Below are 19,442 nucleotides of genomic sequence, written 5' to 3' on the forward strand. Positions count from 1 at the left end.
AGAGAAAAACAGCATGAGCATTTGCAAAGCATTGACGATTGCCGGGTCAGATTCAGGAGGAGGGGCCGGTATACAGGCGGACCTGAAAACTTTTCAGGAGCTCGGCGTCTTCGGGATGTCAGCCATTACAGCGGTAACCGCCCAGAATACATTGGGGGTTCACGGCATCTACCCGCTCACCCGGGAAGCGCTTGGCAGCCAGATCGACGCGGTGGCGGAAGATCTGCGGCCTGACGCGATAAAAACGGGAATGCTGTGGAGCGCGGAGATGATTGCGGAAATTGCGGAAAAAATGGATCAGTACAGACTGGAGCATCTCATCACCGATCCCGTCATGATTGCCAAAGGAGGCGCATCCCTGCTGCGTGAGGAAGCACAGGCCGCGTTAAAAGAGCTGTTAATTCCGCGCAGTTATGCGATTACGCCGAATGTTCCGGAAGCTGAGGCATTGACCGGAATGGAAATCCGTACGTTTGAAGACCGGAAAAAAGCGGCCGAACGCCTTTGCCAGCTTGGCGCAAAGAACGTCATCATAAAAGGCGGACACCAGCCTGAACAGGGGAAAATCGTTGATTTATTATTTGACGGTTCATCATTTACCGGAATCAGTCACGCCTATATTGATACGAAACACACCCACGGAACGGGCTGTACATTTGCGGCTGCGCTGACGGCGGAAACTGCAAAAGGAAAACATATTCAAGCCGCGTTTGAGACAGCTGCCAACTTTGTGCGTGAAGCCGTGGAACATACGCTCGGCATCGGAGCTGGACACGGGCCGACAAATCATTTTGCCTATAAAAGAAACAGCCTGCAGACGAGATAAAAAGAGACCGCTTCAACACCCCGCGGTCTTTTTCCCATGCTTTTAATCTGGACAAGGTTATGATATGATAAAAATTAAGATCAGGTACTAAATTATGTCTTTAAGACGATTACAGGAGGCTTTATACATATGAATTTCTCACTAGAAGGCCGCAACATCGTTGTGATGGGCGTTGCCAATAAACGCAGTATCGCCTGGGGAATCGCCCGCTCGCTTCATGAAGCCGGAGCGCGCCTCATTTTCACTTACGCAGGGGAGCGATTGGAAAAATCAGTTCATGACCTTGCGGCTACATTAGAAAGAAATGATTCTCTCATCCTTCCGTGTGATGTGACAAATGACGCTGAGATCGAAACTTGCTTTGCGAGCATTAAAGAGCAGGTCGGCGTGATTCACGGCATTGCGCACTGCATCGCATTTGCAAACAAAGAGGAGCTTGTCGGTGAATATTTAAATACGAACCGTGAGGGATTCCTGCTTGCGCATAACATCAGTTCTTACTCTCTGACAGCGGTCGCAAAAGCGGCTCGTCCGATCATGACTGAAGGCGGCAGCATCGTCACACTCACTTACCTCGGCGGCGAGCGCGTCGTTTCAAACTATAACGTAATGGGTGTTGCAAAAGCGTCTCTTGATGCAAGTGTCAGATATTTAGCGGCTGACTTAGGAAAAGAAAACATCCGCGTCAACAGCATTTCAGCAGGACCGATCCGCACGCTTTCTGCAAAAGGAATCAGTGATTTTAATTCTATCCTGAAAGAAATCGAAGAGCGCGCGCCGCTGCGCCGCACGACAACACCTGAAGAAGTGGGTGACACGGCCGCATTCTTGTTCAGTGATCTGTCAAGAGGCATCACGGGCGAAAATCTTCACGTTGATTCCGGTTTCCATATTACCGCACGTTAATTGACAAGCAGTCCCTTTTTAGGGATTGCTTTTTCTTTCTTCTGATTTTAATCATTCCGTCATATAGATAAAACATGACAGAATCGGAGGGATGAAGATGTCAAAACAAAACAGAAACGCGGACAAAAAACCGCTCATGTATATTGTGCAGCCGGATTATTCAGACACGCAATCATCAATGCAGGATATATTAATCAAAAGGAAAACACCTCAGCCGCCTATAGAAGAGCCCGCGCACGGAAAGCAGGAGGAAAAAAGTAAGACTCAGCCTGTCGAAGCAGCGCCTGCCGAACCAGAAAAGCAGACACCTGAACAGCACAGTCGAACAGAGGAAGCCGCACAAGAAATTCCGGCGCAAGTGCAGGATGCTGCTGAGCCCGAGGCCGCAGAAAAAGAGCCTGAAGCGGTTCACAATGACGCCTCGGAGGAGAGGGTCCCGCCAAAGCGCGTGAAAAAGCCGATGAGCAGAATGTCCATTCTTGAAAAAATTGATTTCTTAACGAAACTGCCGCATAATATGCCCCGGGCGCTTTGTTTGATAGAAGCCAACGGGAAAACTTACAGAGGCGTAATCGTCGGCAGAAAAAATGATGCCATCTATTTGAGGACGACGAGCAACGGTGCGCCTGCTGAGCTTGCCATCAGCGATATCACCTCGCTGCATCCGCTCGGTTTTTAACCATACAAAAAGCTGCCTGAATTCTTTACTCCGGCAGCTTATTTTTATGCTTTTCGGTTAAGAATGTGTGCGGTTCAGCAATCTCGGGCTAAGGCAATTGATGGCGCAGAAGCTGTGAAGATCGACTTCAACGCAATAGTTTGTTTTTTCTAAACGGAATACATCACAGACAGAATCTTTATCTGTAAAATCAAGGATGTGCTTATGTTCGTCAAAGGCAATAAGCAGGCTTAATGTGGCACAGCCGTCACAGACTCTTTCAACTCTGAAAAAAAGAGTATTAAAGCACGGACCGTTATCCAGCTCGCCGACATTTCCGAAAGCGATAAACGGCGATGATTTAGAAGTGAAAAGCACAAACGGCACTGTATCGCCTAATGAAAAACCCGGCGATAAAAGGTTGGAATAGCATCCGGCCGGGCAATCTTCCTCAACCGCATTTTGCAGGTCCTCAATATTTTCCACCGCTTCACGCACACAGTATGTTGTATTCTTGCTCATAATTTCCCTCCTGACTTCACGTTTTAAATGGCACCGGATTAAACGATATCGGAGAGTCAGCCGCCCGGGCGTCCGGGCGGGCTGATGATTGCATCTGTAATAGAAAGTTGGAAGGGGATTCCTCTTTAGAAAAGATGCGAATCAATGACTATCCGTGATGCTTTTTCTCTTTGTGCGGCTCAGGCCGGTCGACAAGTTCGGGTGAAAGGCATTGAATGGCGCTGAAGCAGCTCAGATCAACTTCAATGCAAAAATCTGTTTTTTCTAAACCGAAGAAATCCGGATCACAAGGATGGCAGACGCTGAGGGTGTCGCCGTGCACATCTACGGGGCGCAGTATTGAAAGCGTCGCGCAGCAATCGCAAACTCTTTCTGCCCGGAAGAAAATAGACTCGAAACACTGGCTGTCATCCGCAAATCCTCCGACGTTCCCGAATGTGGAGAACAAACCGCCTTTTTTATCAAACAAGAGAAACGGGATGGTATCTTTACCGGTAACCGTCGGGCTTAACAGATTGGTATAGCATCCAGTCGGGCATTGTTCTTCAACAGCCTCTTGTTCTGCTAAAATCTTCTCGACTGCATCGCATACACAATTTTCATCTCGGCCATGGTGTTTTCCGCAGCTCATGGATTTCAGCTCCTTCTTTTAGGGTATTTGACTTTTGTCTTTAACAACATATGTACGCGAGCCTCACTTGGTGTGGGTGAACGTCTATATATTCATCATATGCGGAGAAAATAAGAAAAAGCAGAGCGTTTTTTAGCTCTGCTTTTCTTTTTAGAGGACGAGAGTGATGACTAAGACAGCAATCAGTAAATTTGTCGCTGTTGAGATCAACACTGCGATATCGGCATCTACTGTTGTCACGTTTACGCCGCGGGAGTTTTCGATGAGCAGTTTTTGGCGGTTGATTTGTTTGTTGGCTGTCAGCTGCAGTAAGTCTTGTGCGACCAATTCAGCGATCACTCCGTCAGCGATTGAAGTGAGAGTAGCTGTTACGACTGCTGCATTAATTGCTGTCATGACTGAAGCGACTGCTTGAACGTCTGTTGATGTCACATTAATATCACAAGAGTCTCTGATAATGATCGCTTCTTCAGAAACTTGTTTGTTGATGTTCGCCTGAGCCAGGTCTTGGTCAAGGAAGGCATTATCTTCGCCGAATCCGTTTCCGTTACAGCAAACACTGCATCTTCTGCCTTCTTTTTCTTCTTTCTCTTCTCGCGGATGTTCGCATTCAGGATCAAGTGCAACCCAAGAGTATGGTCTGCTTTCCATATCTATTCCTCCTTTTCTTTTACTATTATTAAATGAGCTGGCCCCTTACTTTGACTCAGGCATATATCCTGATAAAAATCACTATTTTTTAGTTATTGACCGGGATTTTGGCGTCTTTGCCGGAGCTGTTCGATTAATTGTTCTCTGCGGGTTTGCGGATTTGTCTGCTGCTCTTGTGCTTTTTCCTGCTCTTTTTTCTGTTTCTGGCTTTCAAGAAAAGCTTCTGTTTTTGCCTGCATGTCTTTGACTAATGCGATCAGCATTTCTTTTTCTTCATCAGGTATTTCTCGCATTTTATCCTTTGTCACGCCGTGTTTTTTGAAGACATTGCTGACAAGCACTTTTAAAAGCGGATCCACTTCTGGTAGATTTTCGAGTTCTTTTTTTAATTTTTCGTTATCTGCCATTTGTTCTCACCTCTATTTTTAAAAATTTGAATAGAAAGAGTTAAAGGATGTCTAGTTCAGCAAAAAGTATATTTAATAATTGAAACAAAATTTGTACAAAGGCCATGATATCGTCTGCTGTCAGTGTGATTTTGACATTGCGGCTGTTCAGAACTTGAATGACGGTCCTCTTTTTTATTTGGCAATCATCCAGGATCAGCAGTTCGGTTACCATTTGGTCGGCTGTGTCTTCATCTGCGATCACGAGCTGTGTCGCGAGGATAATCGCCGCAGTAACTGAGGCTTGTATAGAAAGAGCGGCCGTTATATGTGTTGTATCTACTGTGACATTTTCGCAATCAATCACTTCGATCTTCTGCTCGAATTCGTTGGATAATTGTTCGAATATTTGTGGTTGCAGTGTTTCAACATTTTCTTCAAACGACATAACCTTCACTCCTTTCTCATTCATACTTTATATAATGCAAATGAAACGCCGAGCGGAATAAGAAAAACAACTAAACCGCACCTATTTTTTTCCCGGACAAGGTGCGATTCATGAAGAACAGGGTTTTCGCATATATATTATGAGGTCAAGTTTTAAAAAGGAGTGAACAGGTGGTTATCAATTGGCTTTCATTTATTCTGTTATCGTTTGCCGTTTTTCGGCTGGCCAGGCTTTTCGTATTTGACACCATAATGGCGCCGCTTCGGAGCCTTTTTCACGAGGAAAAAACAGAAACCGCACCAGACGGCACGACAGAAACCTACATTGTCATAAAAGGCAAAGGCATCAGGGCTTTTATCGGTGAACTGCTCAGCTGTTACTGGTGTACGGGCGTATGGTGCGCCGCCTTTTTAATTGCGGCGCAGATTGTGATTCCCGAGGCTGCGCAATGGCTGATTTTACTTTTAGCCATAGCCGGGGCGGCGGGGATCATTGAAGCTGCGGTTTCGCGTCTTCTTCAGGAATAAGGCGGTTCCATCAGCAACTTACCATTATTTTCTGCATAAAATGGTATATATGACATAAGGAAAGGAAGGATCAACATGAATCAATCAAGCAAACCTTCCCAAAAAACTCCATACAAATCCACTGAGTACCAGCCTTACGAAAAAAAAATTAAAAAGAAAGGCTGCGGCTGCGGCCAAAAGAAAAAACCGAGATAGCCGTTTTCTAAAAAAACCGGGGATTCCGGTTTTTTTGTTTTTTGCCGAACACCGGTCCCTGTTCCGCATAGATCATAGGAGGAGGGGATGTTATGAATATATTTGAAGCATTGATCAATGGAAAATACCGCAGACACAATCAAAATCAGCGGGAGTATAACAAACATATCTTATCTATTGAAAAGCAGCTGTCAGAGTTTGATGAAGCCGGTTTGCGCTTCGAGGAATGGATAGATGTGTTTGCCGCTGAAACCGAAGCCAAACTGAAGAAAAATGAGCATTCTCAATAAAATGAAATGAAATCCGCACCGGCCCTATGCATTTATCCAAGCCAAACAAGTCTCATCACATAGAGTATAGAGAGTAAAGGAGGTGCTTAAGTATGGGATTCGGATATGGCGGATTCGGAGGCGGCTACGGCTGCGGCGGATACGGTGGCGGCTATGTCGGAGGCGGTTACGGCTCAACATTTGTTCTTGTTGTCGTATTGTTCATCCTCTTGATCATTGTCGGTGCATCCTTTTTCGGCTAAACCTTAGCTAGACCCAGGATAAGCGCGGGATCGTTCCCGTGCTTGCCTGATGTATGAAAACGGGGTATGCGGAATTTCCCGTTGTCTTACGGGCACATGTTCCGCCCTTTGTTCATACAATATCGTATTACTCCACAAAAAGGAGGCACAACATGGATAATCAATTTTTTAAAAATATTGAGAAGAAAACAGGCGTCAGCATGAAGGATGTCATGAACCTCGCGGGATCATTGCAAAATGCAAATTTCAAAGATGAAAACACGGTGAGAGGTGTCATTCAGAAGGTATCCCAGCTGGCTAACAAACGTGTACCGAAAGAATTGGAAGACAAAATCGTTCAATCAATTACAAGCGGTAAAGAGAAACTTGATTTTGGCACCATTTCTAAAATGATGGACAAAAAATAGGCGTCAGCCGGCCTTATTGAAGGCCTTTTTATGTGAGAAGAACCCGGCAGTGATCTGCCGGGCTCTTTATATTCTGAGTGCGCTCCGTCTGTCCGTCCGAAGAAGGGGCTCGAGAAATCTTGAACTGCGCGCTGTTTTCCCCCGTCTGTTCGCGGGACATGATACATATAAATGCTGCATGGCCCTCGTCATTGCGACGTACAGAAGCCGTCTTTCTTCTTCGAGCGGAGCGGGATCGCCCTGTCTCGCCGTCTCAAGCGCGAAGTCATGGGGGATCGAGCCGTCAGCCGCGCCTAAAATATAGACCGTATTGAATTCAAGACCTTTTGAGCGGTGAATGGTCATCAGTTCGACGCCGTTTTCATCGGTTTTCAAATTCTCGGCGGCGCGCATATGATCGACATGCGCCAGAAAATCCGGAATGGTTTTAAATTTTTTGGCGGCCACTTTGACATCCCGAAGATCATCAGAGCCTTTTTCCAGCTTGTTTCCTTCATTGCCCCGTTTTTTTAAATACTCGGAAAAGCCCATTTTGCTTTCGGCGAAGGTGATGGCTTCAACAGGCTTCATTGTCCGGATGCTGGCGAAAAACGGAACGATCTGCTTGATCTTCCCTATTTGAAACGGCTTCAGGTCAGGCAGTTTCGTCAGCGCCTTAATCATCGTGCAATCTTCTGTGATTGACAGCGCCTTTAGCGTTTGCAGGGCGGATTGCTTTAAAAATAAGGCCGGAAGCAGATCTTTCACTGCATCCGTATCATCCTCGTTCTGGCTCGCGTATAAGTAGGCGAGGATCTGCCGGACGATTCTGCGGCTGTAAAACGTCTGCACACCCCTGTCGGCATGGTAAGGGATTGATGATTGATGCAGTCTTTCATAAATGGCCCGCCCGGCGCTGTTTGTCCGGTAGAGCACGGCAAAATCGCCAGGGCTCGCTCCGTTTTGAATTTTCTCTTTTATATCCGAAACGATCATGGTTGCTTCTTCTTCCTCATCGTAAGGATAAAACATCACGGGATCGTGAGCGCTGTCTTTGACGGCAGAAAGTGTTTTTTCATACCGTTTTTTATTTTTCTTTACAACGGTATGAGCACTTGAGACGATCGGATGCGGCGAGCGGTAATTTGCCGTTAAGTAAATGGTTGTTGCTGCCGGATAGTCTTTCTGAAAATCAAGGATGAAAGACGGGCTGCTGCCGCGGAACGCATAAATGGATTGGTCGTCATCCCCCACGCAGCACAGGTTATTCTCTGGGCTTGCGATCAGCTGCATAATTTTATATTGTACAGGATTAATATCTTGAAACTCATCAATCAAAATATGAGAAAATCTGTTTTGATACTGTGCGAGAATATCAGGCCGGCTTTTTAACAGCTCATAACAGCCTTGGGCCATGTCATCAAAATCAAACTGCCGATTTTCCCGCTTTTGCCGTTCATAATGTTCATAGAGCCTGTATACTTTTTTCTCCCAGTCATCCGCAAGCGGAATTGTCTCATGGGGGAGGTACGTGTTTTTCCAGCAGCCGATAAGCTGAAGCGCCTGGTCGACGGGAAACTCTTTTTCATCCAAATGTTCTTCATAGAGCGCCTTTTTTACATATTGCTCTCTCTGCCATTCCATTTTTAGAAGCTGGCTGCCGTTCCATTTTGAAGAATCAAAATGATAGAGTATTTTATAGAAAAAGCTGTGGAATGTTCCCGTCACAAGACGGGAGACTTTGCCGGCTGCCAGCCCGTATTCAGTCGCCATCCGCTCTTTCATTTCGGCGACGGCTTTTGTCGTAAAGGTCACAAGCAGCATGTTCTCAGGTGAAATGCCGAGATGTTCAATCATATGGGCGGCGCGGGCTGTCAGCACCCTCGTTTTTCCGCTTCCCGCTCCGGCGAGCACCAGCAGGGGCCCGTCGGTTTCTGTGACTGCCCGCATCTGTTCACGGTTCAGTCCGATACCGGGAAACAAAGATGTATCAGCTGCTTCAGATATTGGTGAAAACGGCTCGGCTGCAGGCACTTTTTTCGGGCTTTTCCATTCTGAGACGATCGGTTTCGGATTCTCTGAAATCGCTTTTCCTTTCGGCAGACGGAACATGCCGGCTTCCTTATACTCTTCCTTTTCCTTCTCCGCTTTTGGCTCCTTGGCCGCGCATGCTTTTTCACAGGCGGTAAAGTCTCCCTTTTGCCGGTGATAAAATGCCGGCTGCTCTAAAATCGAAAGCCGCATGAAGACGGGCTGGTCACAATGTGCGCAAAAAATATTTCCTTTCTGAGCTTCTTCAAAAAGGAATTGGTAATGTTCTCTAGAATATGTATGTAAATGTATCGTTCGGTTATTCAGTCGGGCGCATTTCAAAAAGGGGTCCTCCCATTAAAAGGTGTTCATCCATTTGATAGACAAAGAATATCATAACAAAAGAACCGCGTTTCAAAAAGTAAGATTAAGGGAAATGAAAAGCGAAGGGGAGGGGTACATATGATTTATGCAGGACGGATTCAAAACCAGCAGTATACTCAATACGCAAACCGGATAGCGGGTTATAGGCCTGATTACGCCGGCATTACGAAAGCGGCCGCCCTCGCCAATGACAGGATGTACAGAGAGGTGGAGCGCCGCCAGGAAAACACCGCAGCCGCAGAAAAGAACGTACATGAGGAAAAACGTAAGCGCTCTCTTTCCCGTCTGCCGCAAATTATGGGAAAAGGCCGATTGATTAATCAATACGTGTGAAAAACCCGGAAAATATCCGGGTTTTTTTGAGTCGTATATATAAAAGGTGAAGAAGGAGATGATTTTTTTTGAGAAGGTATACATTATTCATCGCGGGGTTATTTTTATTCGGCCTCTTTATTGCCGGAATGAAACCGGCGCACGCATCGGCGGGCTCCGCAGCAAAAGATGTCACTCTCACACAGCTGGCGCCGCATGTTTGGATGCATACAAGCACCGGCATGGCAGACGGAAGTCCCGTCCCTGCGAACGGATTGCTCCTTGAGACGTCCAAAGGAATCGTACTGATTGATACGCCATGGAATGACAGTCTCACAGAGCAATTAATGACAAAAATAAAACAGCAGTTTCCCGGTAAAAAGATGACCGATGCCATTGTGACACACGCCCATGACGATCGCATCGGCGGGCTGAACACCCTGTATACATACGGCGTAAAGGTCCACAGCACGAAGCTGACAGCCGACTTCGCCCGGCAGCAGGGATATGACCGCCCGCTCGGAGATTTGAAAAACGTGACCAAGCTGCAGTTTGGCGATATGAAAGTTGAAACGTTTTATCCGGGGAAAGGGCACACGGAAGACAATATGACTGTCTGGCTGCCTCAGGATAAGCTCTTATTCGGCGGATGTTTAATCAAGTCTTTAGAAACAAAGGAAATCGAGCCTACTCCTGGGTTTTACCCGGACCACTGGCCGAGAGCCGTCCGCAAAGTGATGAAAAGATATCAAGACATCAGCATTGTCGTTCCGGGCCATGGCAGTCCGGGGGATGACCGTCTGCTGCCGCATACGATAAGCCTCCTGAAAGAAAAGCAATAAAGAAGACCGGCGCTCCCATTACGGAGTGCCGGCTTTTTTTATCTCTTTCTGATTTTCATAAAACAAAGGAAAGCAAGTGCAAGCGCCAAAACGGCATATCCCGCTATCGGCCAAACATGCTGATGAAATGAAGAATAATCTCCGGAGATGACTTCCTGAGCCAGCTCGATCGAGTGGATAAACGGCAAGGCATAAGCGATATGTTTGAACGTCTCACCGAGCAGATTGACATCCATCCAAGCTCCGCCCAGAAATTGCACGAGTGTTATATAAATCGTTCCGATACCCGAAATTTGTTTGTCCGTAAACACAGCACCTAAACATAAACCGAAGAAAACTGACATCATCGCAATCGGCAGCAGTACAGCGATACCGGCGAGAAGATTGATCCATTCGGCTGACAAACCGGCAGCCGCTGCTGCGGTAAAACAAATGACAATTTGTAAAACGGCCAGCGGCAGCATCGGCAGCGTATAACCGACAACATAATCTGCTGTTTTTAAAGGAGAAGCAAACAAACGGGTCAGAAGGGCGGTCTGTTTGTCTTTTGCGATCAGCAATGCAGAGAACATCGTAAGAAAAGCAAAGCCGAAAACAATGAGTCCGGGTGCTAAATGCTGGACTTTAAAGGTGTCAAGCGGCGCATTTTTCTCAATCGCCGTAAACAGAAACAATAGAATAACAGGCAGTGCGATTCCAAGGATGATAGATAGGGGATCACGAAAAATCTCTTTGCGGTTGCGTATGGCGAAATCAAGCATAAAGACCCGCCTCCCCGTCACAAATCGCTAAAAAGGCATCTTCAAATGTGGCTGAATGAGTTTGCTTTTTCAGAGCCTCCGCCGTACCCAGTGCTTTTAATGTCCCATTTTCTAAAATGCAAATACGGTCTGCCAGGGCTTCGGCCTCTTCTAAATAGTGTGTCGTTAAAATAATCGTCATGTCTCCCTTTAATGCCTCAAGATTTTTCCACAGCTCGCGGCGTGAACGGACGTCCAGCCCTAATGTCGGCTCATCTAAGAAATAAATATCCGGCTTTGTAATCATGCCCATGGCGATGCTGAGCCGGCGCTGCATTCCGCCTGATAATGTTTTTGTTTTTGCTCTTTCTTTCTCTTTCAATTGAAACAATTCGAGCATCTCATCCGTTCTTTTTTTTCCTTCTTTTTTTGGAATTCCGTAGACTCCGGCTATAAACTCTAAGTTTTCCCGCACGGTTAAATGAGGGGCAATGGCTGTCTCCTGCGGAGATATATTCATTTTCGGTTTAATTTTATCCAAATCAGTCAAAATGCTGAAGCCGAGCACTGATGCATCACCTTCATCCGGAGAAAGGAGGCCGCAAAGCATGCTGATTAATGTCGTTTTTCCGGCTCCGTTCTCACCGAGTAAAGCGAAAAATTCTCCTTTTTCAACTGAAAAATCAAGACGGTCAACGGCGGCGGTTTCTTTATAATGTTTCGTTAATTGCTTCAGCTCAATCGCGTGCATTTACTCATCCTCGCCATCTGCGTCAATTTGCTTTGCGTTTAAAATATCTTTTGCAAATTCGAAAAAGAGTTCTTGTTTAACAAGTGCGATACCCTGCTGGTCATCCCCGAGCATAAGCAGTGAGTCCCCGGGATTTATATCAAAAACATCTCTTGCTTCTTTAGGAATGACAATCTGGCCTTTTGTGCCAACTTTAACGGTCCCGAATATATGCTTTCCTTTAGGTGCTGTCATGTGTATCCCTCCGTTGTGTGAATTGTATTTTTTGTATGAATTGTAATACTTCGTATACTAAACATACATCAACCTTCCATAAAATTCAATAAAATTCATGAAAAAGTAATATTTTCATAAAAAAAGCACTCCTGCCATATCAACAGGAGTGCTTTTGATTTTATAATTTGTGTTCCTTTATCATTTCCAGGTGGGGGATGCCGGCATCAAGAAATTCTTCGCCGGATGTGACGCGGTACCCTTGTTTTTCATAAAACGGAACCGCCTGCGTCTGCGCATGTAAGATAAAGCTGCCGGCGCCCTGGGCGGCCGCCGCTTTTTCAAGCGCCTGCATAATGATTGCTCCGACACCGAGAGAGCGGTGGCTTTTCATCACGCAGATACGCTCTAATTTTCCGCGCCCGTCTTTCAAGCGCCATCTGCCGGCTCCGACCGGCTGACCGCCGTCATAAATGACAATATGCTCTGACGCGTCTTCGAATTGATCAATTTCCTCTTCTTCCGGAACGTGCTGCTCTTTAACAAAGACCTCTTTTCTGACGAAAAAAGCGTCGTTCAGATGTTTTTCAGTTTTTGCAACGATGGCTTCCAAACAGTTATTCTCCTCCGCCTAATAAAAATGTTTCGTACACAGTCCATGAGCCGTTATCCAGCTGATACAGCAGGTGAAAACGGTCGATGACTTCTTCGTGGGAAATGTCCTGCATTTTCAGCTGTCCGAGTACGTCGGAATGTTCATCTGACGACAGCTTCTGGCCGACCGTGACATGCGGAACGAAGCTGTATTCCGGCTTACCGGACAATGCTCCTGAATAGCATTTCTCACTCAGGGTTTTTAATTCCTCCGTCGGCTCCGCTTTCATATATATCACATTATTCACAGGAGAAAACGAGCTGTATTTTGTGATCTTCAGAACGAGCGGATGCGACTCTTTCGCCGTCTGTCTCAGCTGTGATACGATCTGCTCGATTTCCTGTTCTGTCGCTTCAAACGGATCTCTTACCGTCAGATGCGGCGGTATGAGCGCGTAGCTCGGGTCGTAGCGTTTCCGGTACGAATTTGCGAGATCCTGTAATTTTTTTGATGGAAATAAAACAATACCGTATTTCATGAAAGTTCCCTCCTTAATGAATGGTTACAGCATTTTTTTCAGCGCCGGCGTGATGAGCGGCTGCCAGTATGTCCATTTATGATCCCCGTCAAAGGTTTCATACGTGTATTCAGACTGTTTGCTTTCCAGCAGCTGTTTGAGCTCTTCGTTCGGCGCGGTGAAATCAAGCACCTGGCCGTCCGTCGTGTGGACATCGGTTTCTTTTTCTCCGATTTGATGATAAACGGATATCTGTTTGAGATCCTCCGACTGCCGGACGGCATCCAGCACGTGCCCGTCAACATATGGAGACTGCATGATGACGTTTCCAAACATGTTCGGATAGTCAATCGCCGTCATGAGCGAGACGGTTCCGCCGAGGGAATCCCCGATCATGGTGCGGCCGTATCCGACTTGATAAGTCGGGTATTCTTTGTCGATAAAAGGAACGAGCTCATTTGCGATAAACCGTTTATATGAGGCGAACTTAGAGCCTTCGGGATGGTATGTGTTTCTTCGTTCCCGCACATTTTTATATGGGACGCCGATAATGATGCAGCGGTCAATTTCCCCTTTTGACATGAGCTCTTCCGCCTGCCGCCCGATCCTCCCTAATCTGAAATAATCATGGCCGTCCTGGGCGATGACCGTATGATATTTATACAGGGGAGAGTAAGTGTTGGGCAGGTAGACCAAAACGGTCATTTCTTCTTCAAGCTCATGAGAGAAAAGGTTTTTCTCATGAATGATTCCGGTTTTCGGTGCCACTTCGCATTCCTCCAGGCCGCTTCTTGTCTTGATGGTTTTTCCCTATTGTACCATGAATTATTAGAAATTTCTTTCTTCAGATGCACTTCTTGCGAGAGTTCAGAAAATTAAAAAGTTGTTGAAATCCATTTTATAGTGCGTTAATATAGAACAATCAGAAAATACAAAACAATATTCTTATCACGAGAGGTGGAGGGACTGGCCCTTTGAAACCTCAGCAACCGGTTTGCTTTGCCGCGGGAAGGCAAAGTGCCAAGGTGCTAAATCCAGCAAGCGATTCACATGCTTGGAAGATAAGAGGAAGAGAAAAGCTCCTTCTTCTTATGAAGAGGGAGCTTTTTTATTTTTGAAAAGGATGGTGCTTACTGATGACGCAGCATGTTGAAACAAAATTAGCCCAAATTGGAAATAGAAGCGAAGAAGCAACAGGAACGGTCAGTCCGCCGATTTATCTGTCCACCGCTTACCGACATAGAGGAATAGGGGAATCTACAGGTTTTGATTACGTGCGCACGAAAAACCCGACACGCCAGCTCGTTGAAGACGCTATCGCCGTGTTGGAAAACGGTGCGAGAGGCTTTGCTTTCAGCTCGGGAATGGCAGCCATTCAAACGATTATGGCTTTATTTAAAAGCGGGGATGAATTGATTGTATCCTCCGATTTATACGGAGGCACATACCGTTTGTTTGAAAATGAATGGAGAAAATACGGCTTAAGCTTTATTTACGATGATTTCAGCGATGAAGACTGTTTACGCTCCAAATTAACGGAAAACACGAAAGCGGTATTTGTTGAAACGCCTACAAACCCGTTAATGCAGGAGGCGGACATTGAAAAAATCGCCCGGATTACGAAAGAAGCCGGCCTGCTCTTGATTGTCGATAATACGTTTTATACCCCGGTCATCCAGCGCCCGCTTGAACTGGGAGCCGATATCGTCATTCACAGCGCCACAAAATATTTAGGCGGGCACAATGATCTCCTTGCCGGTCTTGTTGTCGTAAAGGATGAAGAGCTCGGCGACATCATGTTTAATCACCAAAATGCGATCGGGGCCGTTCTCCCGCCGTTTGATTCGTGGCTTTTAATGAGAGGGATGAAAACACTCGGGCTCAGAATGCGGCGTCATGAAGAAAACGCCCGTGAACTTGCAGAATTTTTAGAACAGGAAGAAGAAATCGCCGACGTGTTATATCCCGGAAAAGGCGGAATGCTGTCTTTCCGGCTGCAAAAAGAGGAATGGGTCAATCCATTTTTAAAAGCGCTTAAAACGATCTGTTTCGCAGAAAGTCTCGGCGGGGTGGAAAGCTTTATTACATACCCCGCGACACAGACGCACATGGACATTCCGGAAGATATCCGAATCGCAAACGGCGTCTGCAACCGCCTGCTCAGATTTTCAGTGGGAATTGAACATGCAGAAGACTTGAAGCGGGATGTAAAGCAGGCATTACAGCAAGTAAAAGAGGGGGCCGTGTCGTATGAGTAATCAAAATTGGACGCTGGAAACCCAGCTCGTGCACAATCCATTTAAAACTGACGGAGCTACCGGAGCCGTCAGCGTGCCGATTCAGCATGCTTCCACATTTCATCAGTCTTCCTTTGAAGAATTCGGGACATATGATTACAGCCGATCCGGCACACCGACAAGAACAGCGCTTGAAGAAACGATCGCAGGTCTTGAAGGCGGAACGAGAGGCTTTGCTTTCAGCTCCGGAATGGCGGCGATTTCGACGGCGTTTCTGCTCTTATCCCAAGGCGACCATGTTCTTGTCACGGAGGATGTGTACGGCGGAACATTCCGCATGGTGACAGAAGTGCTGTCCCGTTTCGGAATCGAACACACTTTTGTCGATATGACGGACATAGAAGCGGCCGCCCGCGCCATCAGGCCGAATACGAAAGCCATCTATATGGAAACACCGTCAAACCCGACGCTCGGCATCACGGACATTAAAGCCGTCGTCGAACTGGCAAAAGAACACGGCTGTCTGACATACCTTGACAACACTTTCATGACGCCTGCACTGCAGCGGCCGCTTGATCTTGGCGTAGATATCGTGCTTCACAGCGCGACGAAATTTTTAAGCGGCCACAGCGATGTGCTGTCAGGCCTTGCCGCCGTCAAGGATGAAGAGCTCGGCAATCAGCTGTATAAGCTGCAAAACTCATTTGGAGCGGTGCTCGGCGTACAGGACTGCTGGCTCGTATTGAGAGGCTTAAAAACATTGCAGGTCAGACTGGAAAAAGCGAGCCGGACGGCTGAACGGCTGGCTGCCTTTTTTGACGGGCACCCCGCCGTCAAAAACGTTTACTATCCCGGCCTTGCCGGACACCCGGGGGCCGATACCCATAAACGGCAAGCAAGCGGAGCGGGCGCCGTCCTGTCCTTTGAACTGGAAAGCAAAGAAGCCGTCAAAAAGCTGGTCGAAAATGTATCGCTTCCGGTATTTGCGGTCAGCCTCGGCGCTGTCGAATCCATTCTCTCATACCCTGCAACTATGTCGCATGCCGCCATGCCGCAAGCGGAAAGGGAAAAACGCGGCATCACAGACGGCCTTCTGCGCCTGAGCGTCGGAGTCGAAAACGCCGAAGATTTAGAACGCGACTTCGAACAGGCATTGAAAAAAATAACTCCCGCCAAAGTCAGATCATAAACGAAAAGGGCGCCGCCAATTGAGCGCCGCCCCTTTTTTTATTTTTGATAAAAAAAGTGTTGACGAACGGCTGAGCAGGATATATAATTATAAATGTCAGAGAGACAACAACATACCCAGCAACACATACATATCATGATTCCGTAGCTCAGCTGGGAGAGCGCTACCTTGACAGGGTAGAGGTCGCTGGTTCGAGCCCAGTCGGAATCATAGCCAAAACCCTTGCGTAGCAAGGGTTTTTTACTTTTTATTGAAACGGCTCTAGAGGCTTACATTATTCCAGTAAGAAGGGCAAGGAAATGGCATTGATAGCTATTATGCACTGAAAACCAAAAATTCGTCAGACCGTTCCTTATGAGTTCTCCAGATAGTAACTGCGGATCGAAAACAAAGTGAAACTTGAAGCGGTATTAAGGTAATAAAAAGGTCCCTTGAATTTCAAGGGACCTAAAGTTTTAATCATCACTCTTATACCTTTGGGGGATCTTGTCTCTCCAGTCGAGTATAAGTTTTTTGAATTTTTCTGTCTCCATGGAGCTTCTATCGTTTTCATTTTCTGTATAAAGGTGTTCTATGACTGTTTGATCTTCTTTTATATATGCAATGGTTGTATTTAGTTGAATCTCATATTCTTCAGAAGAACCATCCAATACGTCTTGAATCATTTTCAAGTATTCATCAGCTTCATCTATCGAAACAATGTCTTCAATGAAATCAGAAAAGTATTCTAACTCTGCGGGGAGAACTACTCGTAAGTATCCTAAATGGTCTCTTTTACATTCAAATGAATATTCCATAATAAATTCAATCATTCCCTTGGTTTTTTATATAAAGGATATGCAGTAGCTATTGAGCCATCTTTATTAATATACATCTCTACATCAATCCCTGATGATGTTTTGCCGATATACTTATTATCTCGTACTTGTTTTTTGTTTTTGTAAGCTTCGGAAATTGTATTGTAAACTTTTATTCTATCCCATTCTTTTGGAAAGAAAGTTGACCTTGCTACTTTTTTTATTCCTTTTACTTCTACTTTAGCTCTATATACCCCATTTATATCAGGTACTTCTTCTGTTCCAGGTATTATATTGCCACCCATCATACTCTCATGATGATAACCTACAGCTTTCATTGCAGCGAGTATAAACAGAGTATATGCCAGTATACGTTCATTTTGTATTTATATTGAACAGTATGAAGATTTAAAGATATTCGTATCACTAAGACGCAGCACATCTCAGAATTGGCTCCTAAATCAGTTGATGTTAATTACATTGAATCCATACTTCATTCTCTGTTTGGTGAGTTTTTCACATATGTTTTCTTTTCTTGCAAGACAGGTTAGATTATCTGCATTATTATTGAATGAATTTATATGGTAAACATCAAGATTGTTTTCTTTTAAAAACGAGAGGGGCTTCTTTTCTTTAGCACTCCAAATAACCTTGTGTAAGGCTATGTTAACAATTTTCCCATTGTCATCTATTAAATTTACATAAACATAGCTATATTAAAGAAACTTTGAAGTGGCTAGCATCCGCAATGGACGGAAGAGGGAAAGGAGCAAAGGACATTAAGTTCTGAATAAAACAGCAGTTTTAATTAGATAAGATCTCACTGTATAATAAAGGAAACGGCAAGGTGGGGGAGTGTCATGAAAATCTTAAATTTTAAATTTGATAATTCTTTCTTTGAATTACATGCAGCGTTTACTACTAATTTGGATCTTCTAACTGATTATGATATCCAGATGGATATGCTCCTGATGAGTAAAGCGATACTCAAAACAGCTGGCTTTACAAATTTCTTAATCCAGAATACATATTTTATTGATGAAGATAGCAACTCAGTTTATTGTTCTTATCACTTTGAAGGTTAGAGAGGATAAAGTCCCCTAGCATTGGAAGATTTTTAATGAAACTTAATTGGAGCGAAAAAATGAGTAGTTTATTTATTATAGGCAATGGTTTCGACTTAGTACATGGTTTACCGACAAGGTATAAAGATTTCTACAATTATTTAATGAAAATCCCCCGTAAAGGGGGATTTATTACAAGGAACCCCAGATGGATCGTCCACCGGTGTGCCCAGTCTTTTTATGAATGTTCTTATCTACTAGCTGAAGCCTTCCTCTGTTTTCATGATGATGCCATAAGTAGCCTCTAGGGGTCTTTCCATTTTTAATATCTTGTATTTGGTATTTGTTAAACTTTTTTGCGTGTTCCCAAGTGTTAATTGCTTGTTTCAAAGCATAATTTGCATTCTTAAACTGAACAGCGTTTGATGATTTAATTTGCCCTAATGTCAAATTATAATTATATTTTGCCGCAAAAACAGGAAAACCTTTAGAATTAAATTTCACTCCGGTTTTTGGATGCTTTTTGCCGGCCAACTTACCATTTCTTACAGCTATCTTCTTTGTTGTGGATTTGAGTGTCTGTTTAACTAATAATTTACCCCCAATACGGCTAACAATGGCAATTGCCGGAGGAAGTAACCAACCGAATTGAGCATGAAGTTCTTCATCAGTTCCGGTTGCATCCACTTTGGGAGCAGTCGTTTCTTCTGTTCCGTTAACAATGTTTTCATCAAAAACTTTGTCAGATACATCCTGGGCTTCTTCAGATATAGAATCATCTTCTAAATCATCTTCTAAATCACCCTCATAGACGGGGGCATTAGCTAAATCCGAATAATAAGGATCTTCTATTACATCTGAATAGTCTTCATAGTTTTTTTCTTCATAGCCAGCCTCATCATCTGAAATATCATCAGTGGAGGTATGTACCATGTCTGGACTATGATTTTCTTTTCTGTTTGTTGTGTGTGCTTCTGCAAAGTTAGGAAGGACAAATGAGGTAAATAGAAGCAGTGGCAGAACAAGACTTATAATTATTGTTAATTTTTTCATATTTCCCCTCTTTCTGTTAGTATTTTCTTCGATTAACATCTTAATATAT

General features: G+C 45.0%; 28 protein-coding genes, 1 tRNA gene and 1 riboswitch. Of the genes, 14 read left to right on the forward strand and 15 right to left on the reverse strand.

The genetic code is table 11. The features are described 5' to 3' along the window. Nucleotides 1–13 precede the first annotated feature (13 nt). The 3 genes from thiD to AD710_RS13640 all read left to right on the forward strand — a co-directional run bounded on the left by thiD (nt 14) and on the right by AD710_RS13640 (nt 2,411). Entirely contained in the window at nt 14–826 is an 813-nt protein-coding gene (thiD, locus tag AD710_RS13630; RefSeq protein WP_045925344.1) for a bifunctional hydroxymethylpyrimidine kinase/phosphomethylpyrimidine kinase, read from the forward strand. A 129-nt stretch (nt 827–955) separates the two neighbouring features. After that, nucleotides 956–1,732 (forward strand): enoyl-ACP reductase FabI, encoded by a 777-nt coding sequence (gene fabI / locus AD710_RS13635; RefSeq protein WP_013351851.1) that lies wholly within the window; start codon nt 956–958, stop codon nt 1,730–1,732. 97 nt (nt 1,733–1,829) lie between these two features. Next, a complete protein-coding gene (locus tag AD710_RS13640) occupies nt 1,830–2,411 on the forward strand; it encodes a CotO family spore coat protein (RefSeq protein ID WP_049628267.1) in 582 nt (193 codons plus the stop codon). 57 nt (nt 2,412–2,468) lie between these two features. Here AD710_RS13640 and cotZ read toward each other — a convergent pair whose 3' ends face one another. The 5 genes from cotZ to AD710_RS13665 all read right to left on the reverse strand — a co-directional run bounded on the left by cotZ (nt 2,469) and on the right by AD710_RS13665 (nt 5,028). Beyond that, the gene (gene cotZ / locus AD710_RS13645) at nt 2,469–2,912 is read right to left on the reverse strand and encodes a spore coat protein CotZ (RefSeq protein WP_016938206.1); all 444 of its coding nucleotides are present in this window, start codon (nt 2,910–2,912) and stop codon (nt 2,469–2,471) included. A 148-nt stretch (nt 2,913–3,060) separates the two neighbouring features. After that, nucleotides 3,061–3,543 carry a spore coat protein CotY gene (gene cotY / locus AD710_RS13650; protein ID WP_016938205.1) on the reverse strand — a complete coding sequence of 161 codons (483 nt, stop codon included), beginning with the start codon at nt 3,541–3,543 and terminating at the stop codon, nt 3,061–3,063. A 150-nt stretch (nt 3,544–3,693) separates the two neighbouring features. Further along, nucleotides 3,694–4,194 (reverse strand): spore coat protein, encoded by a 501-nt coding sequence (locus AD710_RS13655; protein WP_017417463.1) that lies wholly within the window; start codon nt 4,192–4,194, stop codon nt 3,694–3,696. A 92-nt stretch (nt 4,195–4,286) separates the two neighbouring features. After that, nucleotides 4,287–4,601, reverse strand: a complete 315-nt coding sequence (locus tag AD710_RS13660) for a hypothetical protein (RefSeq protein WP_003154993.1) — start codon at nt 4,599–4,601, stop codon at nt 4,287–4,289. Between the two features lie 40 nt (nt 4,602–4,641). Further along, complete coding sequence (locus AD710_RS13665; RefSeq protein WP_049628268.1) at nt 4,642–5,028, reverse strand: spore coat protein; 387 nt, start codon at nt 5,026–5,028, stop codon at nt 4,642–4,644. A 170-nt stretch (nt 5,029–5,198) separates the two neighbouring features. Here AD710_RS13665 and AD710_RS13670 point away from each other — a divergent pair, with 170 nt between their 5' ends. The 4 genes from AD710_RS13670 (at nt 5,199) to AD710_RS13685 (ending at nt 6,689) form a co-directional block, all read left to right on the forward strand. Further along, on the forward strand, nt 5,199–5,555 hold the full coding sequence (locus AD710_RS13670) for a DUF1360 domain-containing protein (protein WP_015388440.1): 357 nt from the start codon (nt 5,199–5,201) through the stop codon (nt 5,553–5,555). A 287-nt stretch (nt 5,556–5,842) separates the two neighbouring features. Further along, a complete protein-coding gene (locus tag AD710_RS13675) occupies nt 5,843–6,040 on the forward strand; it encodes a hypothetical protein (protein WP_016938200.1) in 198 nt (65 codons plus the stop codon). Between the two features lie 92 nt (nt 6,041–6,132). Further along, nucleotides 6,133–6,282 carry a YjcZ family sporulation protein gene (locus AD710_RS13680; protein WP_016938199.1) on the forward strand — a complete coding sequence of 50 codons (150 nt, stop codon included), beginning with the start codon at nt 6,133–6,135 and terminating at the stop codon, nt 6,280–6,282. A gap of 152 nt (nt 6,283–6,434) precedes the next feature. Continuing rightward, entirely contained in the window at nt 6,435–6,689 is a 255-nt protein-coding gene (locus tag AD710_RS13685) for a sporulation-specific transcription regulator SpoVIF (RefSeq protein ID WP_016938198.1), read from the forward strand. Between the two features lie 66 nt (nt 6,690–6,755). Here the strand turns inward: AD710_RS13685 and AD710_RS13690 are convergent, their stop codons facing one another. Then, on the reverse strand, nt 6,756–9,041 hold the full coding sequence (locus AD710_RS13690; protein ID WP_049628269.1) for an ATP-dependent helicase: 2,286 nt from the start codon (nt 9,039–9,041) through the stop codon (nt 6,756–6,758). Between the two features lie 120 nt (nt 9,042–9,161). Between AD710_RS13690 and AD710_RS13695 the strand changes: the two genes are divergently transcribed. Together AD710_RS13695 and bla are read left to right on the forward strand one after the other, a co-directional pair. Beyond that, the gene (locus AD710_RS13695) at nt 9,162–9,416 is read left to right on the forward strand and encodes a hypothetical protein (protein ID WP_049628270.1); all 255 of its coding nucleotides are present in this window, start codon (nt 9,162–9,164) and stop codon (nt 9,414–9,416) included. Between the two features lie 128 nt (nt 9,417–9,544). Further along, on the forward strand, nt 9,545–10,237 hold the full coding sequence (gene bla / locus AD710_RS13700; protein ID WP_415305519.1) for a subclass B1 metallo-beta-lactamase: 693 nt from the start codon (nt 9,545–9,547) through the stop codon (nt 10,235–10,237). A 38-nt stretch (nt 10,238–10,275) separates the two neighbouring features. Here bla and AD710_RS13705 read toward each other — a convergent pair whose 3' ends face one another. The 6 genes from AD710_RS13705 to AD710_RS13730 all read right to left on the reverse strand — a co-directional run bounded on the left by AD710_RS13705 (nt 10,276) and on the right by AD710_RS13730 (nt 13,821). Further along, a complete protein-coding gene (locus AD710_RS13705; RefSeq protein ID WP_049628272.1) occupies nt 10,276–10,998 on the reverse strand; it encodes an ABC transporter permease in 723 nt (240 codons plus the stop codon). Continuing rightward, nucleotides 10,991–11,728 (reverse strand): ABC transporter ATP-binding protein, encoded by a 738-nt coding sequence (locus AD710_RS13710; RefSeq protein WP_016938193.1) that lies wholly within the window; start codon nt 11,726–11,728, stop codon nt 10,991–10,993. The genes AD710_RS13705 and AD710_RS13710 overlap by 8 nt, the downstream gene beginning before the upstream one ends. Next, entirely contained in the window at nt 11,729–11,962 is a 234-nt protein-coding gene (locus AD710_RS13715; protein WP_016938192.1) for an AbrB/MazE/SpoVT family DNA-binding domain-containing protein, read from the reverse strand. A 160-nt stretch (nt 11,963–12,122) separates the two neighbouring features. Continuing rightward, entirely contained in the window at nt 12,123–12,554 is a 432-nt protein-coding gene (locus tag AD710_RS13720) for a GNAT family N-acetyltransferase (RefSeq protein ID WP_045925352.1), read from the reverse strand. Between the two features lie 4 nt (nt 12,555–12,558). Beyond that, the gene (locus AD710_RS13725) at nt 12,559–13,074 is read right to left on the reverse strand and encodes a YjcG family protein (protein ID WP_016938190.1); all 516 of its coding nucleotides are present in this window, start codon (nt 13,072–13,074) and stop codon (nt 12,559–12,561) included. 24 nt (nt 13,075–13,098) lie between these two features. After that, nucleotides 13,099–13,821, reverse strand: coding sequence for an esterase family protein (locus AD710_RS13730; protein ID WP_049628273.1), 723 nt, complete (start codon nt 13,819–13,821; stop codon nt 13,099–13,101). 174 nt (nt 13,822–13,995) lie between these two features. Further along, nucleotides 13,996–14,121, forward strand: a riboswitch (SAM riboswitch). 68 nt (nt 14,122–14,189) lie between these two features. On the opposite strand from AD710_RS13730, the gene AD710_RS13735 reads away from it, so the two are divergent. The 3 genes from AD710_RS13735 to AD710_RS13745 all read left to right on the forward strand — a co-directional run bounded on the left by AD710_RS13735 (nt 14,190) and on the right by AD710_RS13745 (nt 16,689). After that, nucleotides 14,190–15,311, forward strand: coding sequence for a methionine biosynthesis PLP-dependent protein (locus AD710_RS13735; protein WP_049628274.1), 1,122 nt, complete (start codon nt 14,190–14,192; stop codon nt 15,309–15,311). Next, nucleotides 15,304–16,479 (forward strand): cystathionine beta-lyase, encoded by a 1,176-nt coding sequence (metC, locus tag AD710_RS13740; protein WP_049628275.1) that lies wholly within the window; start codon nt 15,304–15,306, stop codon nt 16,477–16,479. The genes AD710_RS13735 and metC overlap by 8 nt, the downstream gene beginning before the upstream one ends. Before the next feature lie 137 nt (nt 16,480–16,616). Then, nucleotides 16,617–16,689, forward strand: a tRNA-Val gene (locus AD710_RS13745). 245 nt (nt 16,690–16,934) lie between these two features. On the opposite strand, the gene AD710_RS13750 is transcribed toward AD710_RS13745, so the two are convergent. Together AD710_RS13750 and AD710_RS13755 are read right to left on the reverse strand one after the other, a co-directional pair. Then, nucleotides 16,935–17,291, reverse strand: a complete 357-nt coding sequence (locus AD710_RS13750; protein WP_049628276.1) for a hypothetical protein — start codon at nt 17,289–17,291, stop codon at nt 16,935–16,937. After that, nucleotides 17,288–17,614 (reverse strand): EndoU domain-containing protein, encoded by a 327-nt coding sequence (locus AD710_RS13755; protein WP_082197885.1) that lies wholly within the window; start codon nt 17,612–17,614, stop codon nt 17,288–17,290. The genes AD710_RS13750 and AD710_RS13755 overlap by 4 nt, the downstream gene beginning before the upstream one ends. Before the next feature lie 522 nt (nt 17,615–18,136). On the opposite strand from AD710_RS13755, the gene AD710_RS13760 reads away from it, so the two are divergent. Then, complete coding sequence (locus tag AD710_RS13760; protein WP_049628277.1) at nt 18,137–18,361, forward strand: hypothetical protein; 225 nt, start codon at nt 18,137–18,139, stop codon at nt 18,359–18,361. Nucleotides 18,362–18,396: 35 nt separating this feature from the next. Continuing rightward, nucleotides 18,397–18,648, forward strand: a complete 252-nt coding sequence (locus AD710_RS20285) for an AbiH family protein (RefSeq protein ID WP_331456762.1) — start codon at nt 18,397–18,399, stop codon at nt 18,646–18,648. Here AD710_RS20285 and AD710_RS13765 read toward each other — a convergent pair. Then, nucleotides 18,533–19,393, reverse strand: a complete 861-nt coding sequence (locus tag AD710_RS13765) for an HNH endonuclease (RefSeq protein ID WP_049628278.1) — start codon at nt 19,391–19,393, stop codon at nt 18,533–18,535. The genes AD710_RS20285 and AD710_RS13765 overlap by 116 nt on opposite strands. Between the last annotated feature and the right edge of the window lie 49 nt (nt 19,394–19,442).

Source organism: Bacillus sp. JFL15, assembly GCF_001184225.1.
Taxonomy (GTDB): Bacteria; Bacillota; Bacilli; order Bacillales; family Bacillaceae; genus Bacillus; species Bacillus siamensis.

Excerpts from the sequence above, each read along its gene's own strand:
- thiD (WP_045925344.1), top strand. The coding sequence starts at position 14 with ATGAGCATTTGCAAAGCATTGACGATTGCCGGGTCAGATTCAGGAGGA.
- fabI (WP_013351851.1), top strand. The coding sequence starts at position 956 with ATGAATTTCTCACTAGAAGGCCGCAACATCGTTGTGATGGGCGTTGCC.
- AD710_RS13640 (WP_049628267.1), top strand. The coding sequence starts at position 1,830 with ATGTCAAAACAAAACAGAAACGCGGACAAAAAACCGCTCATGTATATT.
- cotZ (WP_016938206.1), bottom strand. The coding sequence starts at position 2,912 with ATGAGCAAGAATACAACATACTGTGTGCGTGAAGCGGTGGAAAATATT.
- cotY (WP_016938205.1), bottom strand. The coding sequence starts at position 3,543 with ATGAGCTGCGGAAAACACCATGGCCGAGATGAAAATTGTGTATGCGAT.
- AD710_RS13655 (WP_017417463.1), bottom strand. The coding sequence starts at position 4,194 with ATGGAAAGCAGACCATACTCTTGGGTTGCACTTGATCCTGAATGCGAA.
- AD710_RS13660 (WP_003154993.1), bottom strand. The coding sequence starts at position 4,601 with ATGGCAGATAACGAAAAATTAAAAAAAGAACTCGAAAATCTACCAGAA.
- AD710_RS13665 (WP_049628268.1), bottom strand. The coding sequence starts at position 5,028 with ATGTCGTTTGAAGAAAATGTTGAAACACTGCAACCACAAATATTCGAA.
- AD710_RS13675 (WP_016938200.1), top strand. The coding sequence starts at position 5,843 with ATGAATATATTTGAAGCATTGATCAATGGAAAATACCGCAGACACAAT.
- AD710_RS13680 (WP_016938199.1), top strand. The coding sequence starts at position 6,133 with ATGGGATTCGGATATGGCGGATTCGGAGGCGGCTACGGCTGCGGCGGA.
- AD710_RS13685 (WP_016938198.1), top strand. The coding sequence starts at position 6,435 with ATGGATAATCAATTTTTTAAAAATATTGAGAAGAAAACAGGCGTCAGC.
- AD710_RS13695 (WP_049628270.1), top strand. The coding sequence starts at position 9,162 with ATGATTTATGCAGGACGGATTCAAAACCAGCAGTATACTCAATACGCA.
- bla (WP_415305519.1), top strand. The coding sequence starts at position 9,545 with ATGAAACCGGCGCACGCATCGGCGGGCTCCGCAGCAAAAGATGTCACT.
- AD710_RS13705 (WP_049628272.1), bottom strand. The coding sequence starts at position 10,998 with ATGCTTGATTTCGCCATACGCAACCGCAAAGAGATTTTTCGTGATCCC.
- AD710_RS13710 (WP_016938193.1), bottom strand. The coding sequence starts at position 11,728 with ATGCACGCGATTGAGCTGAAGCAATTAACGAAACATTATAAAGAAACC.
- AD710_RS13715 (WP_016938192.1), bottom strand. The coding sequence starts at position 11,962 with ATGACAGCACCTAAAGGAAAGCATATATTCGGGACCGTTAAAGTTGGC.
- AD710_RS13725 (WP_016938190.1), bottom strand. The coding sequence starts at position 13,074 with ATGAAATACGGTATTGTTTTATTTCCATCAAAAAAATTACAGGATCTC.
- AD710_RS13735 (WP_049628274.1), top strand. The coding sequence starts at position 14,190 with ATGACGCAGCATGTTGAAACAAAATTAGCCCAAATTGGAAATAGAAGC.
- metC (WP_049628275.1), top strand. The coding sequence starts at position 15,304 with ATGAGTAATCAAAATTGGACGCTGGAAACCCAGCTCGTGCACAATCCA.
- AD710_RS13750 (WP_049628276.1), bottom strand. The coding sequence starts at position 17,291 with ATGATTGAATTTATTATGGAATATTCATTTGAATGTAAAAGAGACCAT.
- AD710_RS13755 (WP_082197885.1), bottom strand. The coding sequence starts at position 17,614 with ATGAAAGCTGTAGGTTATCATCATGAGAGTATGATGGGTGGCAATATA.
- AD710_RS13760 (WP_049628277.1), top strand. The coding sequence starts at position 18,137 with ATGAAAATCTTAAATTTTAAATTTGATAATTCTTTCTTTGAATTACAT.
- AD710_RS20285 (WP_331456762.1), top strand. The coding sequence starts at position 18,397 with ATGAAACTTAATTGGAGCGAAAAAATGAGTAGTTTATTTATTATAGGC.
- AD710_RS13765 (WP_049628278.1), bottom strand. The coding sequence starts at position 19,393 with ATGAAAAAATTAACAATAATTATAAGTCTTGTTCTGCCACTGCTTCTA.